We start from the raw sequence: 16,821 nt of genomic DNA, 5'->3' as shown, positions 1-16,821 counted from the left end.
GCTTAAATTCATATATTTTAATATACGGTTAAACCACTGCTGGGTTACATACTCGTTGGGATGCTGGTCAGCGGTTGTACCGGCCTTATCGGGCCTTCTATGATAAAGATCTCTGGAATATTTATAGAATTTTTCATATTTAATATTCGGCAGGGCATGTTTTGATAAAATACGTTGTAACTCTTTGTTAAATGCCCGGGATTTACGGTTTATTCTGCTTTTTTTAATACCGGGCGCATAAGCAGATTTCGATATAACATAAAAGTTATAGGAAGGATATCTGCGTGCAAGAGACAGATAATAATCTGCATAAACCTGAGCCTGCTTACGGGTCTCAGATCGTTTGCGTGCCTTTCGAATATCATTTCCTTCTATAATCAGGGCTACCGAATAGTGCACATTCTGAGGATTGTCACGATCCAGAAGCTTCTGAAGATACTCGCCTCCTTGTGGATGAGTGCTGTCATAAGAAGTGGAAAAAAAGGAACTCTCGGACAGTATGGCCTGCCGCCTGGATGGCGGCAGAAACCATAAAATCCCAGATCCTGACTTTGTAATAAAAAATAAATCTTTTCCCTTTTTCCATTTTCCATAGTTTATATTCTGAGGTCTCTTTGTATCTCCGTCTTTTCTGGAACCCTCCATCAGGGCAGTTCCGGATGCGCCTGTGAATATTATCTTTTCTGCTTTCTTCGAGTGTCTTTTCATTCCGTTTGTTTTTGCTGCAAACGCGGTTGTCTTAGCGGTATAAAGTCCTGTTATGATGGACAGGAAACAGATTATGATCAGGAAAGATTTGTTTTTTACCATGCAGTATGTCCCTTCTTAAGATTTATTTTCTGGATGCTCTCTTTCTCATTGTAGGATCCAGTATTTTTTTACGGATTCTAAGGCTCTCAGGTGTAATCTCCAGAAGTTCATCGGTATCAATAAACTCCAGCGCCTGTTCCAGACTCAGTACCCTAGGAGGTGTCAGTTTTAAGGAATCATCAGAACCTGATGCACGTGTATTGGTTAAATGTTTGCTCTTGCAGACATTTAATTCAATATCTTCCGCTTTCCCGTTCTGTCCGATTACCATTCCGGCATATACTTTTTCGCCGGCACCAATAAACAGGGTACCTCGCTCCTGGGCACTGAAAAGACCATAAGCTACGGATTCACCGGATTCAAAAGCGATTAGAGATCCTTGCTTACGATACTGGATATCACCTTTATATGGACCATATCCGTCATAAGTAGTATTTAAAATACCATTTCCTTTTGTATCTGTTAAAAATTCTCCGCGATAACCGATCAGTCCTCTCGCCGGGATTGAGAATTCCAGACGGGAATATCCGCCTCCGGCAATGCTCATACCCTGTAATTCGCCTTTACGCAGGCTCAGTTTCTGGATAACGGTTCCGGAAAATTCTTCCGGTACATCCACATAGGCAAGTTCCATAGGCTCCAATAATTTGCCCCGTTCATCTTTTTGGTAGAGTACTTCGGCTTTACTTACTGCAAATTCATATCCTTCGCGGCGCATATTTTCAATTAATACGGATAAATGAAGCTCGCCTCGACCGGATACTTTATAAGCTTCCGTAGTCTCTGTTTCCTCAACACGAAGGCTGACATCGGTATTCAATTCCCGGAACAGTCTGTCACGGAGATGTCTGGAGGTTACATATTTTCCTTCCTTGCCGGCAAGAGGACTGTCATTTACCATGAAATGCATAGCGATGGTCGGTTCGGAAATTTTCTGGAATGGGATAGCATCTACATCTTCCTGTGCACAAAGAGTATCTCCGATATGAAGATCAGCGATTCCGGAAAATAGCAACAATCGACCCAATCGTAGCAGATTGAACTTCCACTTTATTCAGTCCGTCAAACTCATATAATTTACTGATTTTAACTTTTTTCTGTTTTTCTGGCTCATGGTGGTTGACCAAAACCACTTCTTGGTTTACTTTTATAGTACCACGGTCTACTTTACCTACACCAATACGTCCTACATATTCATTGTAGTCGATGGTACTGATTAATACCTGGGTAGGAGCCTCCGGATCACCTTCCGGAGCAGGGATGTAGTCTAAAATAGTTTCAAATAAAGGAGTCATATCCTTTGCTTCATCCGTCATATCCAGAACTGCGTGTCCTGCTTTAGCAGAAGCGTAGACAAATGGGCAGTCTAACTGCTCATCGGAAGCATCCAGATCCATAAATAATTCCAGGATTTCATCGATAACTTCATTTGGCCTTGCTTCCGGACGGTCGATTTTATTGATACAGACAATAACCGGGAGATTTAACTCAAGAGCTTTGCGCAGAACAAATTTTGTCTGTGGCATAGAACCCTCAAAAGCGTCAACAACAAGAACAACACCATTAACCATTTTTAGCACACGTTCCACTTCGCCGCCGAAGTCAGCATGTCCTGGTGTATCAATGATGTTTATTTTTGTACCTTTGTAAAAAACGGCTGTATTCTTGGATAAAATCGTAATGCCGCGTTCACGCTCGATATCGTTGGAATCCATGACACGTTCTGCGACTTCCTGATTGGCGCGGAATACACCACTTTGTTTTAACAGCTCATCAACTAATGTGGTCTTACCATGGTCAACGTGGGCGATGATGGCAATGTTACGAATATCTTCTCTTTTCATAAAATGATTTTCCTTCTTTCCATATAATGAACAAAATATAACTCATACAGTTTATCATATTTTTCCCAGATTACAAGGGGTTTTGTCGATTTTAAGGGACATTCATTGAGAATTTTAAAAAAAATAATGAAATTTTAAAAATTAGTGGTTCTAAAAGTGAATTCAGCCGAATAGATATATTAATATACAAAATACGAAAAGAGATACTTCGTAAGAAGAAGGGAGAACTATTATTCATGACAGATAAGATTATTGAAAACAATCAGGTATCCATTATTGGAGAAATTGCATCAGGCTTTACTTTCAGCCACGAGGTGTTTGGGGAGGGATTCTACATGTTAGACGTGCTGGTCAAAAGACTCAGCGATTCCCTGGACAGAATACCGGTGATGATTTCAGAGAGACTGATTGACGTGACACAGGATTACCAGGGAGAATACATACAGATCACGGGGCAGTTCCGCTCCTACAACAGACATGAAGAAAAAAAGAACAGGCTGGTGTTGTCCGTATTTGCCAGAGAGGTCACTTTCGTAGAAGAAGAAAATGACAAGGTGAAGACAAATCAGATATTCCTGGATGGCTTTATCTGTAAGCCGCCGGTATATCGTAAGACTCCGCTTGGAAGAGAAATATCCGATATGCTGGTTGCAGTCAACCGCCCATATGGAAAATCGGACTATATTCCCTGCATTTGCTGGGGAAGAAATGCAAGGTTTACTTCCGGTTTCTCCGTAGGTGGACATGTGCAGGTATGGGGCCGTATACAAAGCAGAGAGTACATGAAAAAACTGGAGGGAGATATTACTGAAAAAAGAATTGCTTATGAAGTGTCGGTAAGCAAGTTGGAATATATGGAATAAGTGTTGCATTCTTTATTTAACTGTAGTAAAATAATAAAACTGATAATGTAGTTAGGTATATGGCGGTTTAACCACCAGTCAGTTAAGTGAGGTGCGCTATGGATAAAGGTTCAGTACATATATTTTGTGGTGAAGGCAAGGGCAAAACGACTGCAGCTATCGGTCAGGGGATCCGTGCTGCCAGCCAGGGCAAATCTGTGATTGTTATTCAGTTTCTGAAGGGCAGGATGGTGGAAGAGATCAGCTTCCTGAAGCGTCTGGAACCGGAGATTAAGCTGTTTCGGTTTGAAAAATCAGATGAATCTTTTGATAGTCTGAGCGCAGAAGAAAAGGAAGAAGAGACACAGAACATTCGCAATGGAATGAATTTTGCAAAAAAGGTCCTGGTAACAGAAGGGTGCGAAGTCCTGATTTTAGACGAAGTACTGGGACTGTTGGAATATGGAATTGTGACAATTGATGATATCCGCACTTTGATTGAGGCTAAGGATGATGAGACAGAGCTAATCATGACCGGGATCTGCAACGGGCAGGAACTCTGGGACTGTGTCGATGAAGTGACGCAGATGTCAACGATTCATAAATTAGAAAACAATTGTTGACAAGGATTTTTAATGATGCTATAGTTAGAATAACTGAATAAGTTAGATAGAGGTTGCGTGTTTCATCAGTATAAAGTTGGATATGTTCAGGCATAGAGGAAGATTTTAGAAAGGGAAAGACGCCGAAAGGTGCGGTACCTGTAATCGTATTCTTGGGCATATGGCGAATAGGCATATGACTGTCATCATATTTTTATGATGGGGAGCTATCCAAAGAGAATTTTTTACGTAATCTTTAGGGGCAGGCTCTTTAGCCTGGCCCTATTTTTTAAGGAGGAAAAGCACATGGCAATATTTACAGGCGCAGGTGTGGCAATTGTTACACCGATGAAAGAAAATGGAGACGTTAACTTTGAAAAATTAGGAGAGATTCTGGAAGATCAGATCGCAAATGGAACAGATGCAATTGTTATCTGCGGCACGACCGGTGAATCTGCTACTTTAACTCATGAAGAGCATTTAGAAACAATTAAATATACCATCGATAAAGTGGCTAAAAGAATTCCGGTAATAGCTGGTACGGGCTCAAACTGTACGGATACAGCAGTGTATTTATCAGTTGAAGCCGAGAAATACGGGGCTGACGGACTTCTTCTGGTATCACCATATTATAATAAAGCGACACAAAAGGGATTGATCAAACACTATACAACCATTGCAAATGCAGTTAAGATTCCGATTATTTTATACAACGTGCCAAGCCGTACCGGATGTAACATTTTACCGGAAACCGTAGCGGAACTGGTAAGTAACGTGGAAAATATCGTTGGTATCAAAGAAGCAAGCGGGAATATTTCCCAGATTGCAAAGCTGATGCAGCTTACGGATGGAAAAATTGATTTGTATTCCGGAAACGACGATCAGGTAGTTCCGCTCTTATCGTTAGGCGGTAAAGGAGTTATTTCCGTATTATCCAACATTGCACCTCAGCAGACACACGACATGGTGGAAAAGTTCCTTCAGGGTGATATTGAAGGCAGCCGTAAGATCCAGCTGGACGCATTGCCATTGATTAATGCACTGTTTAGTGAAGTGAATCCGATCCCTGTTAAAAAGGCTATGAATCTGATGGGGATGGCAGTAGGACCCCTTCGCGGACCGTTAACGGAGATGGAAGATGCCAATGCAGAAAAATTGGCAAAAGAAATGGTGGATTTCGGATTAAAACTGTCATAAGCACAATAAGGAGTAACGTATGATAAAGATAATAATGCATGGCTGTAATGGTAAAATGGGTCAGGTGATCAGCCAGATCGTAAAGGATGATCCCAATGCTCAGATTGCAGCCGGAATAGATATTGTAGACATCAGAGATAATGGATATCCGGTTTTTACAAATATCAGGGAATGTGACGTGCAGGCAGATGTTGTGATTGATTTTGCATCAGCCAAGGCTGAGGATGCACTCCTGGATTTTTGTAAGGAACGCAACCTTCCGGTGGTTGTCTGTACGACTGGTCTTTCAGAAGACCAGATTGCAAGAGTTAAGGAAACCAGCAAAGTGGTGGCGGTTCTAAAATCTGCAAACATGTCTCTTGGAGTAAATACCCTTTTGAAACTGCTGCAGGATGCTGCAAAGGTACTGGCGCCTGCCGGATTCGATATGGAAATCGTGGAGAAGCATCATAAACATAAAGTGGATGCTCCCAGCGGAACGGCACTTGCTATGGCCGACAGTATGAATGAAGCTTTGGGAAATCAGTATACCTACAAATTTGACAGAAGCCAGGAACGTAAAGAGCGGGATGCAAAAGAAATCGGTATTTCCGCTGTACGAGGAGGCAATATTGTAGGTGAACATGAGGTTTTTTTCGCAGGAACGGATGAAGTGATTGAGTTTAAGCATACGGCTTATTCCAAAGCGATATTTGCAAAAGGTGCTGTGGAGGCTGCTAAATTTCTGGCTGGCAAAGAACCGGGATTCTATGATATGAGCGATGTAATAGCAGCAAAATAAATGTAGTAATGATCTGAACCCCGTAGCAGTCTGCGGGGTTTTTAATCCCAGAGCCTTTTGTGGAGCCGTCAAAGCATAGCGTGTTACGTGACGCACAGCTGTCAGAAATCAATGTAAAACACGCTCTGTCAGACTGACCTTGTCGTACGGCCCTGGGGAATATAGGAGCAAGGGGGATAATTTTGTGGAACAGGATTATGAAATGAGATATTTAAAAAGTCTTGCTAAGCTCTATCCGACGATAGCAGCAGCTTCAACGGAAATTATTAACCTCCAGTCCATTTTGAACCTGCCAAAGGGAACGGAACATTTTTTGACAGACATTCATGGAGAATATGAACAGTTTCTTCATGTGCTGAAAAATGGCTCCGGGTCTGTCCGCAGGAAAATTGATGAAGAATTTGGTAATACCTTAAGTAGCCGGGATAAAAAAAGCCTGGCTACTTTAATTTATTATCCGAAGCTCAAATTGGAACTGGTGGAGAAGACGGAAGATAATCTGGAAGACTGGTATAAGATTACCCTGCACAGGCTGATACAGATCTGTAAGCGTGTGGCATCCAAATATACCAGATCAAAGGTACGTAAGGCATTGCCCAAGGACTTCTCCTATGTAATTGAGGAGCTGATTACGGAAAAAGAAGAGGTACAGGATAAAGAAGCCTACTATAATTCAATCCTGAATACGATTATTCGGATTGGAAGTGCAAAGGAAATGATAATTGCCCTGAGTAATCTCATTCAGCGGCTGGTTATTGACCATATTCATATTGTGGGAGACATATTCGACAGGGGGCCAGGACCTCATATCATTATGGACAGGCTGATGACCTATCATTCTGTGGATATCCAGTGGGGAAATCACGATGTCGTGTGGATGGGTGCGGCGGCTGGACATAAAGCCAGTATTGCAAATGTCATCCGTATAGCGGCGCGCTATGGGAATCTGGATATGCTGGAAGAAGGGTATGGAATCAATCTGATTCCCCTTGCAAACTTTGCCATGAACACTTACGGGAATGATAAGTGCAGCTGTTTTAAGATTAATTATGATAAGGAAGAATATAATACCAAGGATCTGGAATGGGACTGCAGAATGCAGAAGGCAATAGCGATTATTCAGTTCAAGCTGGAAAGCCAGGTTATCATGCGCCGCCCGGAATTTGAGATGGAAGACAGGCTTTTGCTGGATAAGATTGATTATGAAGCGGGTACGATTCAACTGGAAGGCAAGGTTTATCCATTATCTGATACGAATTTCCCAACGGTAGACCCTAAGAATCCTTATGAACTCTCGGCTGCGGAAAAAGAGGTTATGGACCGCCTGCAATCTGCCTTTATGAAATGTGAAAAGCTCCAAAAGCATGTGAGATTCTTGTTTTCCCATGGAAGTTTATATAAAATCTTCAATTCCAATCTGCTATATCACGGATGCATGCCGCTAAACGAAGACGGCAGCTTTAAAAAGGTAAAGGTTTTTGGAACGGAATACAGCGGAAAAGCGCTTTATGATATTTTAGAGATTTATGCAAGAAAGGGTTATTATTCCATATTGGATAAAGAGGAACGGGAAAAGGGGCAGGATATTCTCTGGTATATCTGGAGCAATGGGAATTCTCCTGTTTTCGGAAAAGATAAAATGACCACCTTTGAACGTTATCTGATTAAGGACAAAGAAACCCATCATGAAGAAAAAAATCCGTATTACCGCTATATTGAGAAAGAAGAGACGGTCAACCGCATTCTGGAAGAGTTCGGACTGGATATGAACCAGTCACATATAATTAATGGGCATATGCCGGTGCAGCTTTCCAAGGGAGAGACACCTGTGAAATGCAATGGCAAGCTGTTGATTATTGACGGAGGATTTTCCAAGGCATACCAGAAGGTGACCGGAATTGCAGGTTATACCCTGGTCTATAATTCTTATGGACTTCGTCTGGTAGCACATGATCCATTTACTTCTATGGAGGATGCGATTGCAAAAGAGACAGATATACATTCTGAGAGTATGGTCGTAGAGCAGATGATGCGGCGCAGGCTGGTTGCGGATACGGATATTGGTAAAGAACTGCAGCAGACGATCAAGGAACTGGAAAGCCTGCTGTCAGCATACCGGCATGGAATTATTACAGAAAAGATTTAGAATTGCCGGTTTTGACAAAATGGAGCTTCGCTTTTAGGCGTAAGCTCCATTTTTTATTTGTAGTGTTGTTAATAATTAAGTAAAACGCTTTCTCTATTTTATCTGTGATTTTGTACAGAAAATATTGATGTATACTCGTTATTATGATAAAAATAACATATAAAACAGAGCAAATGAGTTGATTTAAATGGAGACTAGTGAAAACAGTTTCCCAAAAGGAGGTAAATCATGAAAAGAGGGTTAAGTGTAATTTTATGTGCTGCTATGGTATCAGGTATATTGGCAGGATGCAGTTCCGTCAACAGTAATACGAGTGAACAGCAAAATGTGAATACGGACAATAAGGAAAGTACGGAGAACGGGGTAAGCTCAGAGAATAAGGCAGGAACAGAGAATGAAGAAAGTACGGAGAATAAGGTAGGAACAGAGAATGCGGAAAGTACAGAAAATAAGGAAAATACAGAAAAAATGGAATCCTCCAGCGTGAAAATCTGGCACGACGGGGATGAGGCTATCATGAAGACAATTCAGGATACCGTCAATAAAACCCTGGAAAAGGATCAGATAAACGTAGCATTTGAAAAGAAAACAGGATTGACGGATCAGATCAAGTTATATGGCAACGATGCTGAAAATGGACCGGATATGTATCTGTATGCACATGATTCTCTGGGAACTTTTGTTGAAATGGGAGTTCTGGCGCCTATTACGGATGTGATTGGTGAAGAAGAACTGCAGAATCTTCTGCCAATGACGGTGGACGCCGGTGTGTATAAAGAAAAGCAGTATCTTCTGCCCGTTTATTTTGAAACACTTCTGCTGATGTACAATAAGGATCTGTGGCAGGGAGAGATCCCGGATACTACGGAGGGGATTTATGACTACATGAAAGCAAATACAGATACGGCAAATGGTACTTATGCATTAGTGAACCAACATTCTACCGCGTATAATGTTTCTCCGTTCATCAATGGGTTTGGCGGTTATATCATCAATGAAAAAGGGGAACCGGGATTAAATGTCAAAGAGACGAAAGAAGCAATTTCCTATCATAAAAAGTTTGCGGACCTGGAAGCGGATGGAGATTATAATACGGTGACGACACTATTTAATGATAAAAAAGCGGCAGCGATTATTGGCGGACCCTGGCTGGTTTCCGGAATCAAAGATGCAGGAATTAATTTAGGCATCAAGTCGTTATCGGATATCAAATTGCCAAATGGAAAAGCGCTGGCACCTTATGCCGGGATTCAGGGGGTAGGCGTCATGGCACATGCGGTCAATGATAAGAAAGATGTGATACAAAAAGTCCTGACGGCAATGCTGGATGTGAATCTGGGGATTGCTTTAGCGAAGGATTCTAACTGCGCGCCTGCTAACGAAAAGGCTTATGATGATCCTGATGTAGCGGGCAATGAAATGATTGCGGCGATGAAAAAGACGGCTCAGACTGCACAGCCCATGCCGAATATTCCGGAGATGAGCGTAATGTGGGGACCGGCAGAATCGCTTCTGGCAGCAGTAAATAAGTCTGGCGAAGATGTAGACCAGGCAGCAGATCAATACCAAAAAGAAGCGGAGTCCGCTATTTCTGATATGAAATAAATGCAGAGTGGGCAGTGATGTCCACTCTCTTCAAACATGTTCTAAAAAAGGAGTCAGAGATGAATAAAAAGAGAAAATTACTGCCGTGGCTGTACTGTACTCCGGCAGTAATCTTAATTGGAGCCATTGTCATCTTTCCAATTTTATATACCGGTTATATATCCCTCACCAATATGAATCTGTATCATTGGTTTGATTTTAAATTTATAGGCTTAAAAAACTATGAGCGGGCATTGCTGAAAATTGATTCCGGATTTCTGTCCGCTCTTTTTACTACTATAATCTGGACTGTCCTGAATATGGTCATACAGGTTGGCGTGGCTTATCTCATCGCCCTGGGATTAAATGTGAAGGGCTTAAAGTTAAGCAGATTCTATAAAACGCTTTTGATGTTCCACTGGGCAATGCCGGCATATGTTTCCATCCTTTTATGGCGGGTGGGGATGTTTAATACAGAGTTCGGGTTATTTAATAAGGTACTGTCAGCTCTGGGGATGCCGAAAGTGGAATTCCTTTCCCAAAATGTTCCGGCATTTATGTCCAGCATGGTTCTGAACCTGTGGATGGCACTGCCGTTTATGATAATGATGATTGATGGGGCGCTGCAGAGTATTGATCAGAGCTATTATGAAAGCGCAAAGTTAGACGGTGCGGGGCCGTTTAAACGAAATATTTATATCACGATTCCGGTATTAAAACCAATTATGGCACCTGCTGTAATTATGACCACCTTTACTACCTTTAAGCAGTTCGATATCATCTATCTGCTGACCAAGCAAAAAGGCTCATTATCCGGTGCAACACTGGATACCATTATAACTTATGCCCATGAAAATGCTTTTGTTTCCAATAATTATGGGCTTTCTTCCGCTGTATCAATCATTATATTTGGATTTATCATACTGTTTTCATTTTTTACAAATCGTGGATTGAAGGAGGAACTATAATGGGCAGACGTAAAATAAAAAATTTACTTGGATTAACCGTCCTGAATCTGGTTTTTATCGTTTTGTGCTTAATCGGGCTTATTCCAATTCTATATGCCCTGTCTCTTTCCTTTAGTAATGGTTCTTCGGCACTTTCTTCGGGACAGTTTTTTATCCCTCAGGAGTTTACCTGGGAGAACTATCGCTCAATATTGGTAAATGAGCCGTTTTTACTGTGGCTGAAGAATTCGGTTGTACTAAGTGTGGGAACAATGATTTTAGCAATGGGAACGGCGGTAACGGCATCCTACTCCTTTTCCCGGTTCCGTTATAAAGGAAGAAAACAGATCTTACGGCTGCTTTTACTGTTGAATGCTTTTCCCCAGATTCTTTCCATGTTTGCAATTTTCCGACTGTTTAAGACGTTCCATCTGCTGAATTCTAATATCGGTCTTGTCATTATTTATGCAGGATCCATGTGCATTTTTGCTATCTGGAATATGAAAGGGTACTTTGATACCATACCGGTGGAGATTGAAGAGGCATCTAAGATTGATGGCGCCAGTAATTTTCAGTTACTGTACCGGATTGTACTGCCATTGGCAAGACCCGCTATAATTGTGACTGCGGTAATGGTTTTAATTTTCGTGTGGAATGAATATCTCTTTGCTACCACATTTATGATGAATGCGGATCATTATACCCTGGCAGGCGGATTGTATCAGCTGCAGTCAAGTGATTACAGCAGAAGCTGGCCTTTGTTTTCGGCGGCAGCTATTCTTGTATCTATTCCAATTTTAGTCGTTTTCTTCTGTATACAAAAATATATGATATCCGGGTTGACAGCCGGAGGTGTGAAAGGTTAGGTGGTTCAAATGGAGAAAAGTGCAATTTTACATATCCCCCAGTCTGAATACGCATTTGTAAGAAGCGGGAATGTCCTGACAATCAGGCTGAGGGCAAAAGCAGGGGACTTAACGGGGTGCTCCCTTTACTATGCAGACCGGGCAGACATGCATACACCGGTGGAGTTTGCATATCTGCCCATGAGAATGGTTCTCAGGGATGCACTTCATGATTATTATGAAGTGACATTTCAAAGCCCATATGAGAGAGTTTGTTATTATTTCAAATTGGAAAAACAAATGGAGTGGATCTATTATTACGGGGACCGTTTTACCAGGGAATTAGCCGATCTGGATATCCATGGGCAGATTGTGGAAGGGCGCAGTGAGTATTACCAATATCCCTATATGCTGCGTCAGGAAGAACAACAGATCCCGGAATGGTTTCAAAACGCAGTGGTTTATAATATTTTCCCGGACAGCTTTGCTAATGAAAAAGAAAATTTGAAAATACAAAGCCATGATATTCTTACGGAAAGCGGAAACAGAAGTAAAAACAGGCTGGGGGGAACCATCAAAGGTATCCTGATGAATTTGGACTATATACAGGATATGGGATTTAACTGCATTTATCTGAATCCTATTTTCGCAGCAGGCGAGTATCATAAATATGATATCTGGGATTACTATCATGTAGATCCCTGCCTGGGTACGGACGAAGAATTTGGCTGTCTTGCGGAAGAAGTGCACAGACGTGGCATGCATTTGATTATAGATGGTGTGTTTAACCACTGCAGCTGGCATTTTTTTGCCTTTGAGGATGTGGTGCGAAATGGAGAAAACTCCGTATATAAAGATTGGTTTTATGATTTGGAAATTCCGGTTGTACGCCCGGAAGATGAAGAGTTGCCAAACTATGCCTGCTTTGCATATGAGAAAAAAATGCCTAAGCTCAATACAGCTAATAAGGAAGTACAGCAGTATTTTGCAGATGTAAGCCGCTATTGGATAGAAAAATATCACATAGACGGGTGGCGGCTGGATGTGGCAAATGAGGTATCCAAAGAATTTTGGCGTCATTTTCGACAGGCAGCAAGAGCCATAAATCCGGAAATAGTCCTGATTGGCGAAGTATGGGAAAATGCCCGGGTATGGCTAAAAGGCGATATGTTTGACTCTGTTATGAATTATAAATTCCGGGGGCTTTGCCGCGACTTTTTTGCATTGGGAAAGATGGATGGCGAAACCTTTGCTTCTTCTATGGCAAAGATGTATTACCGTTATCCGGATCATGTATCGGACTGCCAGCTGAATCTCCTTGACAGCCATGATGTGCCGCGTTTCCTTTCGTTGTGCGGCGGTGATCTAAAGAAATGGAAGCTGGCATTCCTGGTATTGGCATTTTATCCCGGAATACCAAGTTTATTTTATGGAGATGAAAAAGGAATTGAAGGAATTAAGGAGTTTGCATATCGAAGTCCTATGAAGTGGGAGGAAAGGAATGAGACAGCTGCATTTGTAAAAGAAGTCATGAAGATCAGAAAGAAGTATGTTAAAAGCGGCATGAAAGGAAGACTATATGTGCCGGAGAACCAGAAGAACCTGCTGATACTAGAGCGAAGAGATAAAAATGATGTAATAGAGATTCAAATGAATACTGGGGTAGATTTATGTGGAATGGATTTGAGTGGGATGGATTTGAGTGGGATGGATTTATGCGGTATGGAAGAGAAGGAAGAAAGCACAGTTCTGTACGGGGAAGGGATATCAGAGGAAAGCATTGGGGCTTCCGGCTTTGTGATCATATACCGAAAGGAAACTTCTGAGTAATCAGGTAATAAATACGGCAGCGTGGAATCCACGCTGCCATTTATAAACCAATAGTCTGATCCCAAATAACAAACAGTTTTTTTAAAATTACCAGTTTATTTCTACATTCCCCTCATTTGCAGGAACCGTATATGTGTGATTGTTTCCGTTCTGCCAGGTTACCTTGCCATTGCTGTCTTTACGGATAGCTTTAAACTCAATGGTTTGCCCTACTGGAAGGTAAGCGGTCAATGTCCAGGTGGGATAGTTGGGGCAGGTTGCAGGTCCGGCTGCCAGATTCGTATTCCAATTACCCAGTTCCGGCGTATTGCCGGCAATATAAATATTTTCACCCCAGGCTGTGGCCGCGTTGTGTATGGTAAAGGTAACTTTTGACAACTGGGAAGAGGCTGGATCCGGGGCGTAAATTTTGGACTGGTTTCCGTTTAACGTAATGGTTACTTTCCTATCACTGCTGACAGCTATGCGGTCGTTTTCATCCAGCGTGTTCACCAACACGGTACCTGGTGCCAGGGTGCTCTCAGCACGGACCGACATCGTGACAGTTTCTGCGCCCTCTGCATTGCGAAAAGCGCAGATCAGTTCCTGGCCTTCATTTTCACCGCTGTCTATTCTTCTGGAAAATGCATAGAAATGAGTGGATGTCCACATTTCACGCTGAGTTCCATCCTGAAGAGCCGGATACTGTCTGCGCAGGCTGTTTAAGCGGGCGATGAGCTGATAGGTGTCGGTGTCAGTGTTGAAATAATCGTTGATTACATTGCCGTCAGCGTCTTTTGTCACCATGGACCATCGGTTCCAGGTATCCGCAATGCCATCAATCAGCTGTCCATTTGCATTTCCGCGGTTTTGTTCCGTTCCCTGGAATACGACCGGTATACCCCGGGCGGTAAACAGGAAGGTCAGGGCATTTTGCAGTTTGCTTATATCCCCTCCGGCTTCCGTTAAGAAGCGGTTTCTGTCATGGTTATCAATAAAAGTTACCATGTCGTTTGCATGGGTGCCGTATAAATAATCCTGGTCAAAGATGGACTGCAGAGATATTTCGGAGGTGTTGTTGAAGTTCTGTCCCTTTGCAAAATCATTGACAATAGCTTGGAACAGAGGAAAATCCAACATACCGGTTTCTCCGTTATCACCAACCCAGTCCTTGATGAAATTTACATCCATATCAAAATTTTCACCGAAAGTGGCCACATTTAACAGGTTCTGAAGTTCGTTAATATCGGAAGGATACATACATTTAGCCGCATCCACACGTGCCGCATCCGCTCCGGTTTCATCAAACCAGTTTTTGATAGAACCAAACATAGCGGCTTTTGCATCCGGGTTGTGATAGTCGATGTCATCCAGGCCGCCCAGATCATGGTCTTCCAGCATCTGCGTACTTTCCGGGGTATGGGGCAGTTCTTTTGAAAAATCAATATCCCCAAGATTGTGGTACCAGCTTATGTTGTCAAAAGGAGCCGCGGGTTTTAGCTGGGTACCCTCTTTTAAACCGGTATCGGTAAGATAATGGGCATCGCTTCCGGTTCCCTGAAGATAATCTCCCACATGGTTTGGCACAATATCGAAAATTACTTTGATATCATTCTGATGACAGAGATCTACCAGTTCTTTCAGCTTTGCTTTACTGGCATCCGGATCTTCCGTACCGAAATACCGGCTTGCCCTGTTGGGATCAAATACATTGTAGCCGTGATAGGCGGTCGGCCACTGTTTGCCGGATGCATCCGGCACGCCCCAAAGCTGTGGATCTGAAACCGGGGAAATCCAAATGGCGGTGTAGCCCATCCCTTTTATGTAGGGTATTTTTTCTATAATACCCTGCCAGTCACCGCCATGCATATACCGGAAATCATCCTGGCTGTTTTCGGTATAACGAAAGGCTTCACCGGCTGCATTATTCCCTGAGTCACCGTCATAGAAACGGTCTACCATAATCTGATAGATGGATTCCCCCCTGAGGGATGTGGCGGCATAGGCATTCGCGGGCAACAATGTGACCGAAAGCAATATCATACATAAGAAACAAAATAGATAACGGCGCAGTTTTTTCATTTTACTTAATTTCATACTCTTCCTCCTTAAATGGGAAAACGATTTACTTGTTTGAAACTGAAAATAAAACAAATTGCTTAATCAACTCTTACATATCATGATATATATGTGAAATTATACTATATATTTTGTAATGATCAATATGATAATAGGTAAAATGATTGAATAAATTAGGAAAGCGCTTTAATATATAGATAAGATTGAGCACAGGAGGTGCATTTATGAAAATAACAATAAAAGATGTTGCAAGAGAGGCCGGTGTTTCCATTTCAACGGTTTCCAAAGTAATCAATGATGCTCCCACGATTTCGGATGCCACAAAAGACCGTGTGAAGGAGATCATGGAAAGACTGCATTACCATCCAAATTCCCAGGCAAGTAATTTTGCAAGGCAAAAAACAAACAATATCATATTCCTTACTAAGTTAGAGCCGGGCATTGCGTTCTCCAATCCCCACATGTTCGAAATAATGTGCGGGGTTCAGAAGATACTTGGAGCTAAGTCCTATAATATGAGCTTTACAGGAGCTGTCAGTAAAGAAGAAGCACTTTCCATTGCAAAAGACGCCATAGCCAGAAAACGTGCTGATGGAATTGTGGTTCACGGTTCCGCCACATCAAAAGAACTGGCGGAATTACTGGTAATTGAAGCATTTCCTCACATATTAATTGGAAAACCCAGGTTTAGAAGTGCGGTGTGCTGGATTGATATCAATAACTGCATCTCAGGAGAAATGGCGGCAACTCATCTGGCTGAGTATGGTTATACCAAAATTGCATTTGTGGGTGGGAGAAAAGAAGACGAGATCTCCACAGACAGACTGCTGGGCTTTACTTCAGCCATGAGAGATAATGGTCTTGGCGTGCCGGAGCATTTTATCAAACACGGAACCTATACCAAGGAAAGCGGTTATCTTCTTACATTGGAATTATTGGATGCACCCGAGAGACCGGAAGCGATTATCTGCGAAAATGACAAGATTGCTTATGGTGTCATGCGGGCGCTGGATGAGCAGAAAGTTCTGGTGCCGGGGCAGATGTCCGTCATTTCCTTTGATGATTTCCCTTTATCCCATATGATCGAGCCGCCTATGACGGTAGTGGATATTGATGTATACGACATGGGGATTCAGGCGGGGAAACTTTTGCTCCAGAAAATCAGACACCCGCTGCTTCAGGTTCAGTATTATACGACCCTTCCCAAATTGGTAGTCCGGGAAACCACATGCAGGAAAAAGATATTCTAAAAATTTGATAAAAATTTATCAATACCCTCTTCACAAATGAAAATTTTCATGTTATAGTATCAATAACAGTTATTGATATCAAATG

12 protein-coding genes, 1 pseudogene and 1 riboswitch are annotated in these 16,821 nt (G+C 42.2%); of the genes and pseudogenes, 10 read left to right on the top strand and 3 right to left on the bottom strand.

All coding sequences use genetic code 11. From position 1 onward, the window contains the following. Both ACH2DQ_RS27195 and typA read right to left on the bottom strand, forming a co-directional pair. On the bottom strand, positions 1–810 hold an 810-nt coding region (locus tag ACH2DQ_RS27195), incomplete at its 3' end, for a hypothetical protein (RefSeq protein WP_395028691.1). A gap of 22 nt (positions 811–832) precedes the next feature. Beyond that, positions 833–2,654 (bottom strand): annotated as a pseudogene (gene typA / locus ACH2DQ_RS27190) (translational GTPase TypA). Between the two features lie 236 nt (positions 2,655–2,890). Here typA and ACH2DQ_RS27185 point away from each other — a divergent pair. The 9 genes from ACH2DQ_RS27185 to ACH2DQ_RS27145 all read left to right on the top strand — a co-directional run bounded on the left by ACH2DQ_RS27185 (position 2,891) and on the right by ACH2DQ_RS27145 (position 13,428). Further along, positions 2,891–3,517, top strand: a complete 627-nt coding sequence (locus ACH2DQ_RS27185) for a single-stranded DNA-binding protein (protein ID WP_027293128.1) — start codon at positions 2,891–2,893, stop codon at positions 3,515–3,517. A gap of 98 nt (positions 3,518–3,615) precedes the next feature. After that, positions 3,616–4,119, top strand: a complete 504-nt coding sequence (locus ACH2DQ_RS27180) for a cob(I)yrinic acid a,c-diamide adenosyltransferase (RefSeq protein ID WP_394914877.1) — start codon at positions 3,616–3,618, stop codon at positions 4,117–4,119. Positions 4,120–4,158: 39 nt separating this feature from the next. Further along, a riboswitch (Lysine riboswitch) is annotated at positions 4,159–4,336 on the top strand. Positions 4,337–4,404: 68 nt separating this feature from the next. After that, positions 4,405–5,295, top strand: a complete 891-nt coding sequence (gene dapA / locus ACH2DQ_RS27175) for a 4-hydroxy-tetrahydrodipicolinate synthase (RefSeq protein WP_394914878.1) — start codon at positions 4,405–4,407, stop codon at positions 5,293–5,295. Positions 5,296–5,314: 19 nt separating this feature from the next. Next, positions 5,315–6,076 (top strand): 4-hydroxy-tetrahydrodipicolinate reductase, encoded by a 762-nt coding sequence (dapB, locus tag ACH2DQ_RS27170; protein WP_394914879.1) that lies wholly within the window; start codon positions 5,315–5,317, stop codon positions 6,074–6,076. Positions 6,077–6,278: 202 nt separating this feature from the next. Beyond that, positions 6,279–8,222 (top strand): fructose-1,6-bisphosphatase, encoded by a 1,944-nt coding sequence (locus ACH2DQ_RS27165; protein WP_394914946.1) that lies wholly within the window; start codon positions 6,279–6,281, stop codon positions 8,220–8,222. Positions 8,223–8,450: 228 nt separating this feature from the next. Next, complete coding sequence (locus ACH2DQ_RS27160; protein ID WP_394914880.1) at positions 8,451–9,827, top strand: extracellular solute-binding protein; 1,377 nt, start codon at positions 8,451–8,453, stop codon at positions 9,825–9,827. Positions 9,828–9,886: 59 nt separating this feature from the next. Beyond that, positions 9,887–10,774, top strand: a complete 888-nt coding sequence (locus ACH2DQ_RS27155; RefSeq protein WP_394914881.1) for a carbohydrate ABC transporter permease — start codon at positions 9,887–9,889, stop codon at positions 10,772–10,774. Further along, positions 10,774–11,619: a sugar ABC transporter permease gene (locus ACH2DQ_RS27150; RefSeq protein WP_394914882.1), complete on the top strand. Its 846-nt coding sequence runs from the start codon at positions 10,774–10,776 to the stop codon at positions 11,617–11,619. Before ACH2DQ_RS27155 ends, ACH2DQ_RS27150 begins: the two co-directional genes overlap by 1 nt. A 9-nt stretch (positions 11,620–11,628) precedes the next feature. Next, a complete protein-coding gene (locus ACH2DQ_RS27145) occupies positions 11,629–13,428 on the top strand; it encodes a glycoside hydrolase family 13 protein (RefSeq protein WP_394914883.1) in 1,800 nt (599 codons plus the stop codon). An 87-nt stretch (positions 13,429–13,515) separates the two neighbouring features. Here the strand turns inward: ACH2DQ_RS27145 and ACH2DQ_RS27140 are convergent, their stop codons facing one another. Next, entirely contained in the window at positions 13,516–15,504 is a 1,989-nt protein-coding gene (locus ACH2DQ_RS27140) for an alpha-amylase family glycosyl hydrolase (protein ID WP_394914884.1), read from the bottom strand. Between the two features lie 206 nt (positions 15,505–15,710). Between ACH2DQ_RS27140 and ACH2DQ_RS27135 the strand changes: the two genes are divergently transcribed. Beyond that, positions 15,711–16,736, top strand: a complete 1,026-nt coding sequence (locus ACH2DQ_RS27135; RefSeq protein WP_395028690.1) for a LacI family DNA-binding transcriptional regulator — start codon at positions 15,711–15,713, stop codon at positions 16,734–16,736. Positions 16,737–16,821 lie beyond the last annotated feature (85 nt).

Source organism: Robinsoniella sp. (assembly GCF_034124845.1).
This window is presented reverse-complemented; position numbering and strand designations above follow the sequence as displayed.

Excerpts from the sequence above, each read along its gene's own strand:
- ACH2DQ_RS27185 (WP_027293128.1), top strand. The coding sequence starts at position 2,891 with ATGACAGATAAGATTATTGAAAACAATCAGGTATCCATTATTGGAGAA.
- ACH2DQ_RS27180 (WP_394914877.1), top strand. The coding sequence starts at position 3,616 with ATGGATAAAGGTTCAGTACATATATTTTGTGGTGAAGGCAAGGGCAAA.
- dapA (WP_394914878.1), top strand. The coding sequence starts at position 4,405 with ATGGCAATATTTACAGGCGCAGGTGTGGCAATTGTTACACCGATGAAA.
- dapB (WP_394914879.1), top strand. The coding sequence starts at position 5,315 with ATGATAAAGATAATAATGCATGGCTGTAATGGTAAAATGGGTCAGGTG.
- ACH2DQ_RS27165 (WP_394914946.1), top strand. The coding sequence starts at position 6,279 with ATGAGATATTTAAAAAGTCTTGCTAAGCTCTATCCGACGATAGCAGCA.
- ACH2DQ_RS27160 (WP_394914880.1), top strand. The coding sequence starts at position 8,451 with ATGAAAAGAGGGTTAAGTGTAATTTTATGTGCTGCTATGGTATCAGGT.
- ACH2DQ_RS27155 (WP_394914881.1), top strand. The coding sequence starts at position 9,887 with ATGAATAAAAAGAGAAAATTACTGCCGTGGCTGTACTGTACTCCGGCA.
- ACH2DQ_RS27150 (WP_394914882.1), top strand. The coding sequence starts at position 10,774 with ATGGGCAGACGTAAAATAAAAAATTTACTTGGATTAACCGTCCTGAAT.
- ACH2DQ_RS27145 (WP_394914883.1), top strand. The coding sequence starts at position 11,629 with ATGGAGAAAAGTGCAATTTTACATATCCCCCAGTCTGAATACGCATTT.
- ACH2DQ_RS27140 (WP_394914884.1), bottom strand. The coding sequence starts at position 15,504 with ATGAAATTAAGTAAAATGAAAAAACTGCGCCGTTATCTATTTTGTTTC.
- ACH2DQ_RS27135 (WP_395028690.1), top strand. The coding sequence starts at position 15,711 with ATGAAAATAACAATAAAAGATGTTGCAAGAGAGGCCGGTGTTTCCATT.